The organism is Staphylococcus sp. CoH_129_LAB_1 (assembly GCF_058191515.1).
On the sequence record NZ_JBXWKZ010000021.1, the window covers coordinates 24,882 to 39,776 of the forward strand.

Genomic DNA, 14,895 nt, shown 5'->3' on the forward strand with positions numbered 1-14,895 from the left:
ATAGCGTTAATGTTAGTCCAAAACTGTCCCCTTTTGGAAACTTGGAGAGGAACTTTAAGTTATACTAACATTAACGCTATATTTTTATAATATTGTTTCTTTTGTAACACCTATGGTGGGTTATCAACAGTTAAATAAATAATTATAAATCAGTATGATTACTTTTTTTAATAATAACTATTTTTTCTTCACCATTTAAACCAATAGCTTTTATTTCATTTTGACTCACTTTTTTAAAGACCACTTCTTCATCGATGTCTATAGTTCTTCTATACTTAACGTTAAATTGTGTCCACTCTATTTGAAAATACGCTAATACACAATCCACTACCAGTTGACCAGGAACAATGGTTGAATGAAGCTCATTTTTATCATTAACAAGGTGAAGATAATGACTCACTTTATCATGACTAAATCTCATCATTTATCTCCTTTTTTATAAACGTTTGCCTAATAAATATACATGGTCTATTATCTTTATATATTTTTAACTCATAGATATATTGGATATATGTTTTAAATTTTTTCGTACTTTTATGTGTTAAATGCGCATCATATTTTAGTCTACATTTTAATGGTTCAAATTCTTCACATGTTGTTCGCACAAGAAGAATATTTTTTTGTTCAAACTTTTGAAACATCTTAAATTTTGGCCAGACGTTTGCACACATGAGTGAAGGCACCACGCCTTTATACGTTCTTTCAACTACTTCGCAATACTCTCTTACTTCTTGTTCATTAAAATATATTTCTATTTTCTCACAAGCCCCATCGTTCGAAGAGTATAGCATTCCCCATCCCTCCTCCAATCCCCATCGTAGCGACTCCCCGCTTCCAATGTGTCATATTTAATAATCTAGTAATAAGCGCTGCTCCACTTGCACTATAAGGATGACCAGAGGAAATGGCGCCACCCCATTGATTGACTTGATTAATATTTAATTTTAACTCTTGAATTGAAGCTAAGACTTGTGAACTAAATGCCTCATTAAGTTCTATTGTATCAATGTCACTTATTTTTAAATTTTGTTTTTTAAGTAATTTTGTTACGGCAGGTACTGGTCCAATACCTAGTCGTTTCGGATTGACGCCTATTGTCACTGCATCTGTAAACATCATTCCCTCTGATATTCCGTATTTTAATGCCGTTTCTTGATTCATAACGAGTGCAAGCGCAGCACCGTCATTTTTCATACAACTATTTCCCACCGTTACTGTTCCGTTAGATAGTAAAGGACGTAATCGATTTAATCGTTGTTCAGTAAGTGTTGGCTTAATACTTTCATCTTTATCAAATAAATGACCTTTGATGTTTAAAGGTACAATTTCATTACTTATACTTCCATTCTCATAATATTGATGCGTGAGATGATGACTACGTATCGCAAAGGCATCTTGTTGTTTACGAGTAATATGATAATATTGCGCAACATTTTCAGCCGCCTCTATCATACTTGGATCTTGACCTTTTGGTGCAAAGGAAGCCCGTTCATAAAATTCTGGTAATTGTGTATCATAAACTGATTGAGGGCGTTTAATCTTCCAGGGGGCACGGCTCGTGCTTTCTACTCCTCCAGCTATATAAATATGCCCTGCTCCAGCTTGAATCATTCGACATGCATATATAATACTTTCTAACCCTGAACCACATTGACGGTCTATTGTAATACCTGGAATACTCTCAGCTAGACCTGCTTCTAATAATGCTTTACGAGCAATATTTCCACCATTACCTACGATATTTCCAATCACTACATCATCTATGTTAGATATTATTTTAGGAAAGGTTGAATTAATTTCTTGAAATAAAGGACTTAATAACCCTTCAGGTTCTAAATGCTTCAATTTTCCACCGTATTTACCAAACGGTGTACGCTTCGCCCATACAATGACCGGTTGGTTCATAATTTAAAGTCTCCTTTTACATAGGCAGTACGCATTTTATTTCGAGCAACTTTACCGCTTTGGGTATATTGCATACTGTCTACTTTTATAAATTTGGAAGGTACATCATATCGTGATAGAACTTTCATAATATGTTGTCGCACAGTTTGGTACTCAAGTTCTATCGATCCTGTATATAGTAAAACAGCTATTTCACCAAAACGTGGATGCGGTTCTCCTATAACAATCACTTCTTCTACTCCATCAATGTTTTTTATCATTTGTTCAATAACTTGAGGATAAACATTTTTACCACCAATAATTAATCGTTCATTTTGACGACTCACTAAATATAATTGATTATCTTTAATATAAGCGTAATCACCTGTTTTAATCCATGTTTCAGGTAATACGACAGATTGATTTACATATCCAGAGAATATCATATTACTTTTTACATTTAATAACCCTATATGATTACGGTCTTTTTTTTCTAAGCCAATCGTTACATTTTGAAATATGTATCCCACTGAATCCACAGAAGCTTTACGGTTAATGTTATAACTAATAAAACTTGCTTCTGACGTTCCGAAAAATTCAATAATATTAGCATGCTGAAATTTTTCGGCTATACGCTTAAACAACGAAGAAGAGAGTTTCGCCCCACTACTTAAAATAGTCGTTAAATGTAAGTTATCGTGATTTATTTTTGTTATTGCATGTAACATTGTTGGAACTAGAAATAATGCGCTATTTGTAGTTTGTTGTTTCATTTTGCTAACGAGCTTAGTCGCATTAAAACGGGTTTGTCCAATAAATGTTCTCCCTGTATATAACGCATAAATACAAGTGTATAGAGACAATGAATGTGCAAGTGGTCCCGGTGCTACAAGTGTGTTTTCTTTATGACGAAGTAGCTTTTCATTTTCTTTGTATGACGCAATCCAAGATGGTTCATTTCGATAATATGCTTTAGGTAACCCTGTTGTCCCGGATGTAAAACCAATATGCAATAGTTGATGGACTTGTGACTGCTCCTTTAAATAAGAAGGATATGTTTCAGAAGACTTTGTCTTTGTCAGTCTATGCTGTTCATCAACAAGATAATCAATATGATACGTTTCAATTAGTTGATGAATGGTTACTTCAGACCATTGATCATCTAGAAAACATGGAATACTTCCTTCTTCTAATATTGCAAAATAATTCAACATATTATGTAAAGGACTTTTACTTAACAATCCTACTCGAGACCCTTTTGGTAAATGCATGAAGACTGATTTTAATTGCTGTATTTCCGTATAAAGTTGTTGATAGGTTAATACATTTTCTTCGAACGATAGCGCAATCATATTTGGTTGTTCTATTGAATAGTGATTTAATTTATTTAGTATTTCTAACATATAACCCTCTCTGAATGTTAACTGGATTAATTATTATATTAACATTATATAGAATATAACACATAAAAAAATCACCCAAATATATTATCGTTCAGATGAATATATTTGAGTGATGGTTTTTATTCTAAATTAGCATGATTGTCTTGCATTGCTTCTTCATTAATATTAAAGGCATCCATTAATCCAATCACGACACTATCTAAAAAGATGAGTGAAGATTGTTCAAATAGACTACCTAACGGCTGTTCAGAGCCTTCTGCTTCATGTTTCGTTCCTGCAGGTAAAGCAATCACTGTATCAGCGACATCGCCAATTTTAGATTCTTTTTTAGTTGTTATTAAAGCAATTTTAGCACCAACTGAATGTGCCTTTTCAGCTAATAATCTTAGGTGCTCTGTTGATCCAGAACCGGAAATAATAATTAATAAATCATGCTCTTTAATAGATGGCGTTGTTGCTTCACCTATTGCAGATGCATCTTTTCCTAGTTGATTCAAACGCATTGCAAAGCTATTAGCAACATATCCAGAGCGACCTTTACCAGCTGTAAAGATACGAGATGCGCCAACCACTTCATTTGCAAAACGTCCATAATCATTATCCTCTAGATGAGATAACGTGTTATCTATTTCTTCAAGAATTAAATGATAATTGTTAAAAGTTGGCATTTTATTTACCTTCAATCGCTTCATGACATTGTTTAGCTGCTTCTACAGGATCATCTGCGTTAGCAATACCGCCACCAACAATAACTAAGTCAGGTTCTTCTGCTACAATTTCTTTAATTGTTTCAGGTTTAATACCACCAGCTACGGCTACTTTAGAATTTTTAATGACTGATTTAACTGTACGTAAGCTTTCTAATGGAGATTGTCCTTCAGCTTGTAAATCATAACCAGTATGAACAGCGATATAATCAGCGCCCATTTCATCTAATTCTTTCGCACGTTTTTCTAAGTCTTGTACAGCAATCATATCAACTAACAATTGTTTACCATGTTTATGTGCTTCTTCAACTGCACCTTTAATTGAAGCATCTTCTGCAACACCTAAGATAGTCACAACATCTGCGCCAAATTTAATAGCTTGGCTTACTTCATAGTCTGCTGCATCCATAATTTTTAAATCAGCTAACACTTTCGCATTATTAATATTTTCATTTAAATGTTGAACAGCTGGTAATCCTTCATTAATAACGATAGGTGTACCAATTTCTACGATATCCACATATTCTTCAACTTTTTTAGCTAATTCCGCTGCCTCTTCTTTATTTAGTAAATCGATTGCTAATTGTAATTCCATTACAAACATCCTTTCATATCATAGTCGTAGTAGTATAAATACCCATGTTAAATATTATTAAACCTTTAAATCACTTCAAATTATTATTTATAAATAAATTGAGCATAGGTATACAATTCAGTCGTTCTTTTTAGTAAAATAGATAGATACACACATTGTATGGTTGTAAGGAGTGAACGTGTTGGAACCCATTAAAGCTGAAGAAGTACAACGATTGTTAACTACATTTGAAAACAAACCTGTCTATTTGCATGTTGAAACGACGAATGGTGCATATGCTAATCATTTTGATCAACGTGTGTTTAATGCAGGTACGTTTTTGCGAAATATACAAGTCACATATGAACATGCGCAACTAAAGGGCGGAGATAAAGATCCATTTCGTGTTGGATTGAAACTCCGTGATGGAGGTTGGGTATATGTGCAAGGCCTGACTCACTATGAAATCAATGATAATAATGAATTTTTAATAGCTGGATTTAATTACGAAGGACAGTTGGCTGCAACGATTGAAATCAGTGAACAGCCATTCACAGTATAGAGGAGGAAGATTCATGAAAGATGAAAGACATGTACTAATGATATTTCCACATCCCGATGATGAAACCTTCTCATCTGCTGGGACAATCGCAAATTATATCGAAAACGGGGTGCCTGTCACTTATGCCTGTCTCACATTAGGACAAATGGGACGTAATTTAGGCAATCCCCCTTTTGCGACAAGAGAGTCACTACCTTATATTCGCGAAAAAGAATTAGAAGATGCTATGAAAGTGATTGGTATTACTGATTTACGTAAAATGGGTTTAAGAGATAAAACAGTAGAATTTGAACCACACGAGCAAATGGATGATATGGTAAAAACATTGATTAAGGAGACAAATCCATCAGTGATTATTTCATTTTATCCAAAATTTGCCGTACATCCAGACCATGAAGCAACAGCTGAAGCTGTCGTAAGAACAGTAGGACGTATGCCTAAAGAAGAACGTCCAAGACTTCAACTCGTAGCATTCAGTAATGATGCACCGGATATTTTAGGAGAACCTGATATATTAAATGACATTAGTCAATATAAAGAGATTAAATTAAAAGCGTTTGAAGCTCATAAATCTCAAACAGGTCCTTTCTTAAAACAATTAGCTAGCCCTGAAGTTGGCGGAGAAACACAAAGTTTTCTAGAAGTCGAACCTTATTGGACGTATCATTTCGACAATTAAAATCATTAGAGGAGGTACAATAAACGAATGACTGAATTTGATTTATCTACTCGAGAAGGTCGCTGGAAACATTTTGGTTCAGTAGACCCTATCAAAGGTACAAAACCCACAACTAAAAATGAAATGACTGACTTACAAAGTACACATAAAAACTTCTTATTTGAAATTGAAGAAGTGGGTATTAAAAATTTAGTATATCCTGTTAAAATTGATCAATTTCAAACAGCAGGTACATTTAGTTTCTCAACAAGCTTAAATAAAGATGAAAAAGGTATTAACATGAGTCGTATCTTAGAAAGTGTTGAGAAACATTATAATAATGGTTTAGAACTTGATTTCGATACACTATATCAAGTATTACGTACATTACAAGACAATATGCAACAGAACGCTGCGGGAGTAGACGTTTCAGGTAAATGGTTCTTTGATCGTTATAGTCCTGTAACTCATATTAAAGCAGTGGGTCATGCTGACGTTACTTACGGTTTAGCAATTCATAAAGATCAAGTAACGCGTAAAGAACTTACCATCACAGCTACTGTAACGACACTTTGTCCTTGCTCTAAAGAAATTAGCGAATACTCTGCTCATAATCAACGTGGTGTTGTAACAGTAAAAGTGTATTTAGATAAAAATTCTGAAATCATAGATGATTACAAAGAAAAGATTTTAGATGCAATGGAAGCAAATGCAAGTTCTATTCTCTATCCAATTTTAAAACGTCCAGATGAAAAACGCGTAACAGAACGTGCATATGAAAATCCTCGATTCGTTGAAGATTTAATTCGTTTAATTGCTGCAGATTTAGTAGGTTTTGACTGGATTGATGGCTTTGACATTGAATGTCGAAACGAAGAATCCATTCATCAACACGATGCATTTGCGAAATTAAAATATAGAAAATAACATTAGAATTTATAAATGAAAACAAGTTACAATCGAGGAAGATTGTAACTTGTTTTTTACATTGCGTTAAATATATCAAGCTCTTTAATATTATGTCGTGCTATAATATATGTAAATTACAATTGAATGCAAAATGTTAATAAATAAAGGAGTAAATAGCATATGCCACTTACAATTAAAGAATTACACGATATATTAGGGGGGGAATTATATGATGCAAAGAATAAAGAAAATAATATAATAAATAATTTTGAAAACTGGTTTCCTTTTATACATAATAAAAACACAGCATATATCTCTCCAAACAAAAAAACTTGGCGCCGTTTTGGAAGATCGCCAAATGCTAAAGAAGGAAATGAATATATTAGGAAAGATAAAGAAGATCTTGGACTAATAATAACCGAGCATTACGTTTCTAATATGTCTTATAAAATTCCACAACTTGTTGTAAAAGATTCTGCACAAACCTTAAGTAACTTAGCTGAAAAAATGAGAATACAATATAAAAATCCAGTAATAGCAATCACTGGATCAATGGGTAAAAGTTCTACAAGAATGTTTATTAGCGCTGGTTTAAAAGATTATATGCCATTACAGAATAGATATAATAATAATATTCGTTCAGCAGTATATTTATTACTATGTAAATTAATTAGACAACCAAATTTTGCTGTTTTAGAAGTCTCATTAAATGCATTAAATGCTGTAGGAAACTCTTCTTATTTAATCAAACCGAATATTGCTATTGTTACAGGTATAGGCGCTGCTCATATGTCTACTTTTAAAGATATTTTAAATATAGTAGAAGTTAAAGCAAGTATTTTTGATGGATTAGATTCTAATGGTATTGCAATAATAAACAAAGATACTTTACATTCTGATATTTTAATTAATCGTGCTAAAGAAAACACTAAAAATGTTATAACATATAGCACTTCAGATTCAAATGCAACTATATATCCAAAATCTATTGAATATAATAAAGGATTCACTGATATAACTGTCGAATTTGAGGGGAATGAATATACTTATCGAATTAATTCAATAAGTAATGGAATGGTTGAAAATTCTCTAGCTAGTTTTGCTGCTTTAACTCAATTGAATATACCTTTACAAAAAGCTTTAGATAACTTAATTACATTTAAACCATTTGAAAAAGTTTTAAATTTAAAAGAAATAAAAACTTCAAAGTTTCGTGTTAACTTAATTGATGACACACATAATGCTTCATTACCAGCTATGATAAATGCAATAAAAGCTTTTGACACTCAAACCAAGTTTTTTAAAGGGAATAAAATTATTGCAATTGGAAAAATTAGTGATTTAGGTAAACATTCTAGAAAATTACATTTACAGCTTGTTAATGTACTTGAAAATAGTAATGCTGATTATATTTTATGTATGGATGACGATCTAAAAGGAGTAGTAACTAGAGTTAAAAACAAACATATAACTTGGTATTCTAATAGATTTTTGATGGAACAAGATTTATTATATCTATGTAATAATGATTCAATAACATTATTAAAATCTTCTGCAGGAGGAACTGAGTTCCCTAAGCTTGCTAAAGATTTATCCAATAACTTACTTACTTATCAAAAAGATAACTCTAACAGCTCATTATTTGATGGCCAATCTATAAATGGTCGTAGTTATATTATTGTTAATAATAATGACTATAAAATTATTGAACAATATAATTCTGAGAATTCTTCTACTATTGAAGGTTTAGGCCCAATTTTTAATTACTTAAAAGGTATAGATGATAATATAAAAAATGAAACAGTTACTATAGGGAATTGGGCAACTAATAATAATATATATTATGAGGGAAAAGAAACAAGCACTTATAATTTGATGAAAGATATGTTGAATTCACCTATGTATTCTCCAACTTATGAATTATCTAAGTATTTATTCAAAAATGGGCTACATAGAGATGAATATATAAACTCTATAATAAAAAAACTAGATTTATCTAATTCTGTTGCTATCAATTTAACTGGTAGACACACAATAAAAGAACGTCAAAGTTTTACAGTTAATGATTTATATTCAATTCTTAAATCATATAAAGACAATTTATTTAAATTCTCTAACAAAATTATTATAGGAAGAAAATATAAAAGTGGCATAATAAAAGGAGATAAACAATCGATTATATTTACTTCTTATCCTTCAGTTAAAACGATTGAGACACTTTTTCACTCTCAATATTAAGAATAAAGGAGACCAATAGTGATATATTCAGTAGGAAATAATTTAGGTCGTAAATTAACTGGTATAGAAAAAGCAATGATTAATAGATTAAATCTATTTAAAAAAAATTCAATTTCAAATAAATTGATATTTGTTTCATGGTCACCAAGGCTTTATTTACACGCTCAACTATTAAAAATCAATCAAAATGATGTTTTTAGTTTATACGATGTACTTCAAGACAGTTTAAATGTTAAAGAAAAATATTTTAATTGGATAAACTATTGGGAAAATGATTGTAACTATACTCTTAAATACGTTGTAGATACCAATGATATCAAAATTTATAAAAATGGATTGTATAAAATGTACGTTCATTTCGTAGATTCAAATTATAATATTTTAGATTATATTAATTATTTTGATATAAAACAACGTAAAATTCGTAGAGATTTATATGATACTAGAGGTTTTTTAAGTTGTACTAAAGTTCTAACAACTAATCAGAAAGTTGTTATGGAACAATATTATTCACCTAGTAAGAATGTTAAATTTGAAAAATATTATAATCCAGAAGATAAAATTCCTAAAGTACAATCTATAATATATTATGCATCTGATGGAATTAAATTTTTTGAAGATAATAATTCATTATTATCATTTGCGATAGAAACATTATACGAATCTGGAGACTTATTTTTAAGTGATAAAAACATTAAAACCTCTCCTATTTTTAATAAATGTAACATTAAAATACCAGTTGTAGCAATATTGCATAGTACTCATGTTAAAAACATTAACAACGTTTATGATTCAGAAATTAAAAACACGTATAAACCTTTATTTAATAATTTAACAAGATATTCTGGAATAATAGTATCAACTCATCAACAAAAAATCGATGTATCTATTAGAATAAATAATGTTATTCCTGTTTATACTATTCCAGTAGGTTATACTGAAAATAGTTCTTTTAATAATGAAAACAAAAATTTAACAGATTCAAATAAAATTATTTCTATAGCTCGATATTCTCCAGAAAAACAATTAGAACATCAAATTGAACTTATCTCTAAACTAGTAAAAGATTTTCCTAGTATTCAATTACATCTATATGGTTTTGGTAATGAACAGAAAAAATATGAAACTTTAATTAAGAATTTAAATTTAGAAAATAATGTTTTTTTACGTGGCTTTATTCAGGATTTAGATCAAGAAATAGAAACTGCATATTTGTCTTTAATAACTAGTAAAATGGAAGGATTCAATCTAGGTCTATTAGAAACAATAGCTAAAGGTATTCCTCCTATTGGCTATGATTCAAAGTATGGCCCTTCAGATCTAATTATAAATAAAGAAAATGGTTTCTTAATTAGTAAAAATGATAAAGAAAAATTATATCATTGTGTAAAAGAACTACTATATAACGTTAATTTGAGAAATGAATTTTCTAAGGCTTGTAAAAAACATGCTAACAATTTTAATGAAAATAAAGTTATTGATAAATGGCAACTTTTTTTAAAATCTATTTTAGGTTAATTACAACTATAAATAGTTAAACTAATACTTCTTTTAGATTAGTCATTATGTATATAAATTAATTGACTGAGTTATTTCATGAAGTTAATATGGTTAAATAAACAATTAAATAACTAAAAGAAGAGGCTAGGACATAATTCCTAGCAAAATAGCCAGTAAATGACTTTTTTATAAATTCATTTACTGGCTTCTTTATTTACAATACTTCGTATTGTTGGCTCGCTTTCTTAGGGGACAGCTTCAGCCTGTAGCTTTTCCTGTTCCCTCAAGCGTCTCGCCAAAATACTTTATGCTTATATGTAATTTTACATTGAAATACTTTTAAAAAATAAGGGCTTTCGTATAATTTAATAAATACCAATTAACCAAATTAATGAGGTGCATTATGTGTAAAGAATATAATATGACTCAACTTACTCTACCAATGGAAACTTCAGTACATGTGGCTATCACAAAATTAAAAACCTTTTTATAAAACGATGAATCGATTTAGAGTTATTCCAAATGTAGATGCTTTATTAGAATCATTATTTATTCAATGTCATAGTCAGTATTTGAAACAACATCTTATAGATGATTAGGCTATTTTTATTGATGGTACGAAAGTTGAGGCGAATGCCAATCGATATACCTTTGTATGGAAAAAAGTTTTCAAAACTATGAGTCAAGAATGAATGCAGATTCTAAAGCACTCTATCATGAATTGGTAACAAATAAAATCATACCTGAGATTAAAAAAGATCACGATAATGACTTAACAAAGGAAGAAATAGATTTGATTGGTAGTCATTTGGATAAAGAAATCGAAGATTTAAATCAACATATCGATAATGAAAAATGTACTAAAATAAGAAAACAAATACGGCTCAAAAGAACTAAAATTAAACAATACAAAAAGCAAATTAATGATTACTCTGGGCGAAAGCATAAATACGACGTCCAAAAATCTATTTTAAAGGATAGAAATAGTTATTCTAAAACAGATCATGATGCCACATTTATGAGAATGAAAGAAGATCATATGAAAAATGGACAACTCAAGCCAGGTTATAATTTACAAATAGCGACAAATTCTCAATTCGTTTTATCTTATAATGTGTATCAAAATCCGACTGATACAAGAACGATGATACCATTTTTAAATTCAATTCAAGAGACCTACGGTATGTTTATAAAAGATAAAACTAAAAAATATAAAAGTGACATCTTTAATACTCAAAATTGGGATTATGACGAAATTAACGATGAATATATTTGTCCAAACAATAAGCGATTAGATTTTAAAAACATACCTATCGTCATGATAAATATAGTTTTAAACGGGACTTTAAATTATATGAATGTGATGATTGTTCAGAATGCCTTCTGAAACACCAATGTATGAAATTTAATTCAAAAACGAATAAAAAAATAATGAAAAATTATAATTGGGAATATTTTAAAGCCCAAATTAATAAAAAGCTTTCAGAACTAAAAACAAAAACTATCTACAGTCAAAGAAAAATTGATGTGGAACCTGATTTTGAATGTATGAAGGCTATTTTGGGTTCCACTCGAATATCTGTTAAAGTTAAAAGAGAACTAGGATTTGTGCTAATGGCACTTAATATAAGAAAAGTGACAGCTTAGCGAGCTGAAAATAATCAAAAAATTATAAAAAAGACAATTTCTATCTTATTTCAATAGAAATTGTCTTTTCTCACTTATCCAGAAACTTTATGTCCCGGACCCTTTTAATGTAATTCTATCTTTTTAAAAACTAAAATATACTTAAAAAATACATTAATTAAATAAAATGATTTATCACTAAGAGAAAATAAATATAAAAATTTAGAAATTATAAAACAATAAAATTAAAAAATGTTCATCAAAAATTTATATAATTTTACTTAGCACTATAAAACTAAACATCTAAAAAATTAAAAATCTTTAAATAAATGAAAAAATATAAATAAACCATAGTTATTAATTTTATTTATAAGATTCTAGAATTTTAATCATTCTTTTCTAATATATTATATATGATAACCAATTATTTTAAATAATAATTTTAAAACAATACTCAAAAATTCGAATTGTTATTTAAAAATACATCTTGTACTAATAATTATCACAAAATGTATTTTTTTCATCTACTTATAAAGAGTTAAAAAGTATTTTTGATATACAATACAAGAAAAAATTTTTAGGTAATTCACTGATTAACGTTCCATACAAATTCTACTAAATATAGAAATATATTTATTTTTTAAAAATTTTTCGAAATTGTACGTATCCAGAAACATAGTGTTCAATGTCATCTATTCTCACTCGATACCCATGATGTTTGATAAAGAAGCTACCAAGAACTCGACTAGGCTTTTTAAAATACATTGCTACTTCGGGATAAAAGAAACCAGTACGTTGATAATCAGCTCTTGTATGAATCACATCAACTAGTCTTTGTTCATCTACTAAATTATTCACTACATAATCAAAGCCTGTTTCCTTAGCTTTTTGGATTAATTTATATGTTGCCATTAACATTTCTAAAAATGTTGGGAATGTTGTTTCACGTTGCTCAATATAATCTAAATAATTATTAACATTCTTAATACCAAACTCAAAATATTCTTCTTTAGGAGCGATTTGTACTAATTCATTTGTACAATAACCTAGCCAATGATCATGATATTGCCAATACTCCTTTTTTATAAAATGATCTAACAATTTTTTAACAACATTTAACCAAACTTCATCATTATCTTGCTGATATAATCGTAACAAAGCTAATGCTGCTTCACCATCATAATAAATAATTCTAAATTTTTCTTTCACGGTTAAATCTGGATAGTTTAAAATATGAGTTGTTTCATAAGTGGATTTGTTAATCATAGATAAGATACCACGAGCAGTTTTTTGAGCAATATTAAGATAATAATCATTTTTTCTATATTTTAAATATTCACAAATTGCGAATATAAATGCTGCATTTTGCCCTAGTTTAATTTCATTAATTTCTTCAGTATCATCAAATATATATCCTATATTATCTTTTTCATAAAAATTATTTTCTATTATATAATCTATTGCTCGCTCTACTGGTGATAAATTTTCTCCTATATATGCTAATCCTTCAACTAATGCATATGTAGAAGAAGAATGTCTCAATATATTATAAAAGTTTATCTCATTATCAAAATGAGGAAAATAACCATAAATATATCTTCCATTATCTAAAATCATATTTTTTAAAAAATGTGTGCCGCTTTTTATCAATTTATCTATTTCTTTATATAGGTCCTGTGTTTTTCTTAAACCTTTTTTGTATCCCTCGCTATATAGTTCGAAAACATCCTTTTCCTCTAACATAAACCCTTTGGTATAAAATTTAATAACTTCTTTATTTTCATAGAAATCATAATTAAAACTTTTCTTATGATTTGTATATTTTCTTAAATAATTATTAATATTTCTTTCTGACAAAATCATTTTCTTTTTACCATTATTTTCTATTGGTTTAACAAATGCATTGGCATTGATTTCCTCTGGTAAAAATGATAAATCCCAATAATCGTCAAAAGCTACACCAAAATCTACATAATTTCTTCTTGTTTTAATTATTTCATTACTCACTTTTTTAAATAATATTTTTTCACTTTTTATAACAATATCTAACTTTATCCAAATTGGATATTTTCCAGTTTTTTTTCTAAATTTCTGTATCTCATTTATAACATTTCTTTTAAGATAATTTGGTTTTTTTAATAATTTGACAGTAGCTTTAATATTAGAATTTCCTAAACTAAGAAAAATTTTATTTTTAATTTCAGTAGTATTTTCTATATAACTAATTAATTTATCTACTCTACTTTCTATATCCATTTATTTATCTCCTATTACAAAACTTATTTTATTTATTAATAGAAAATTAAAAGCCAGGCCATTTAGACCTAGCTTTTAACTTTTAACTAATTAAAATAACATAATTATTTTTCTTTGTTTTCTTTTTTACGACGTTTGCCTAATAGTAAAGCACCTAAACCAGCAAACATTGATCCAAATAAAACACCATTAGAATTATTTTCACCAGTATCTGGTAATTTTTTATCTGAATCTGAGTCGCTATCTGAGTCTGAATCTGAGTCGCTGTCGCTATCTGAGTCAGAGTCTGAATCGCTGTCGCTGTCAGAATCTGAATCTGAGTCTGAATCACTGTCTGAATCTGAATCGCTATCGCTGTCAGAATCTGAGTCTGAGTCACTATCTGAGTCAGAGTCGCTGTCGCTATCTGAGTCAGAGTCGCTATCGCTATCTGAGTCAGAGTCTGAATCACTGTCTGAGTCAGAGTCTGAATCACTGTCGCTATCTGAATCAGAATCTGAATCGCTATCGCTATCTGAGTCTGAATCGCTGTCGCTGTCTGAGTCAGAGTCGCTGTCGCTGTCTGAGTCAGAGTCGCT

13 protein-coding genes and 1 pseudogene are annotated in these 14,895 nt (G+C 29.4%); 6 read left to right on the forward strand and 8 right to left on the reverse strand.

What is annotated here, in order from left to right; all coding sequences use genetic code 11:
* Positions 1 to 142 precede the first annotated feature (142 nt).
* The 6 genes from AC2FB1_RS07420 to hxlA form a co-directional block, all read right to left on the reverse strand.
* Positions 143 to 421, reverse strand: a complete 279-nt coding sequence (locus AC2FB1_RS07420; protein ID WP_490674620.1) for a hypothetical protein — start codon at positions 419 to 421, stop codon at positions 143 to 145.
* Entirely contained in the window at positions 411 to 791 is a 381-nt protein-coding gene (locus AC2FB1_RS07425) for a protein VraC (protein ID WP_490674621.1), read from the reverse strand. Before AC2FB1_RS07425 ends, AC2FB1_RS07420 begins: the two co-directional genes overlap by 11 nt.
* Positions 760 to 1,905, reverse strand: a complete 1,146-nt coding sequence (locus tag AC2FB1_RS07430; RefSeq protein WP_490674622.1) for a thiolase family protein — start codon at positions 1,903 to 1,905, stop codon at positions 760 to 762. The genes AC2FB1_RS07425 and AC2FB1_RS07430 overlap by 32 nt, the downstream gene beginning before the upstream one ends.
* Positions 1,902 to 3,287 (reverse strand): AMP-binding protein, encoded by a 1,386-nt coding sequence (locus AC2FB1_RS07435; protein ID WP_490674623.1) that lies wholly within the window; start codon positions 3,285 to 3,287, stop codon positions 1,902 to 1,904. Before AC2FB1_RS07435 ends, AC2FB1_RS07430 begins: the two co-directional genes overlap by 4 nt.
* Before the next feature lie 119 nt (positions 3,288 to 3,406).
* Positions 3,407 to 3,955 (reverse strand): 6-phospho-3-hexuloisomerase, encoded by a 549-nt coding sequence (gene hxlB, locus AC2FB1_RS07440; protein ID WP_002488041.1) that lies wholly within the window; start codon positions 3,953 to 3,955, stop codon positions 3,407 to 3,409.
* Position 3,956: 1 nt separating this feature from the next.
* The gene (gene hxlA, locus AC2FB1_RS07445) at positions 3,957 to 4,589 is read right to left on the reverse strand and encodes a 3-hexulose-6-phosphate synthase (RefSeq protein ID WP_490674624.1); all 633 of its coding nucleotides are present in this window, start codon (positions 4,587 to 4,589) and stop codon (positions 3,957 to 3,959) included.
* Between the two features lie 178 nt (positions 4,590 to 4,767).
* Between hxlA and AC2FB1_RS07450 the strand changes: the two genes are divergently transcribed.
* The 6 genes and pseudogenes from AC2FB1_RS07450 to AC2FB1_RS07475 form a co-directional block, all read left to right on the forward strand.
* Positions 4,768 to 5,130: a YojF family protein gene (locus AC2FB1_RS07450; protein ID WP_002488035.1), complete on the forward strand. Its 363-nt coding sequence runs from the start codon at positions 4,768 to 4,770 to the stop codon at positions 5,128 to 5,130.
* Positions 5,131 to 5,143: 13 nt separating this feature from the next.
* Positions 5,144 to 5,809 (forward strand): bacillithiol biosynthesis deacetylase BshB2, encoded by a 666-nt coding sequence (gene bshB2, locus AC2FB1_RS07455; protein WP_490674625.1) that lies wholly within the window; start codon positions 5,144 to 5,146, stop codon positions 5,807 to 5,809.
* A 27-nt stretch (positions 5,810 to 5,836) separates the two neighbouring features.
* Entirely contained in the window at positions 5,837 to 6,715 is an 879-nt protein-coding gene (gene folE2, locus AC2FB1_RS07460; RefSeq protein ID WP_490674626.1) for a GTP cyclohydrolase FolE2, read from the forward strand.
* A gap of 162 nt (positions 6,716 to 6,877) precedes the next feature.
* Positions 6,878 to 8,935, forward strand: a complete 2,058-nt coding sequence (locus AC2FB1_RS07465) for a Mur ligase family protein (RefSeq protein ID WP_490674627.1) — start codon at positions 6,878 to 6,880, stop codon at positions 8,933 to 8,935.
* A gap of 18 nt (positions 8,936 to 8,953) precedes the next feature.
* Positions 8,954 to 10,453, forward strand: a complete 1,500-nt coding sequence (locus AC2FB1_RS07470) for a glycosyltransferase family 4 protein (RefSeq protein ID WP_490674628.1) — start codon at positions 8,954 to 8,956, stop codon at positions 10,451 to 10,453.
* 431 nt (positions 10,454 to 10,884) lie between these two features.
* Positions 10,885 to 12,195, forward strand: a pseudogene (locus AC2FB1_RS07475) (transposase); the annotation flags it as partial.
* A 499-nt stretch (positions 12,196 to 12,694) separates the two neighbouring features.
* Here the strand turns inward: AC2FB1_RS07475 and AC2FB1_RS07480 are convergent.
* Positions 12,695 to 14,317 (reverse strand): poly(glycerol-phosphate) alpha-glucosyltransferase, encoded by a 1,623-nt coding sequence (locus tag AC2FB1_RS07480; RefSeq protein WP_490674629.1) that lies wholly within the window; start codon positions 14,315 to 14,317, stop codon positions 12,695 to 12,697.
* A gap of 104 nt (positions 14,318 to 14,421) precedes the next feature.
* On the reverse strand, positions 14,422 to 14,895 hold a 474-nt coding region (locus AC2FB1_RS07485), incomplete at its 5' end, for an LPXTG cell wall anchor domain-containing protein (RefSeq protein ID WP_490674630.1).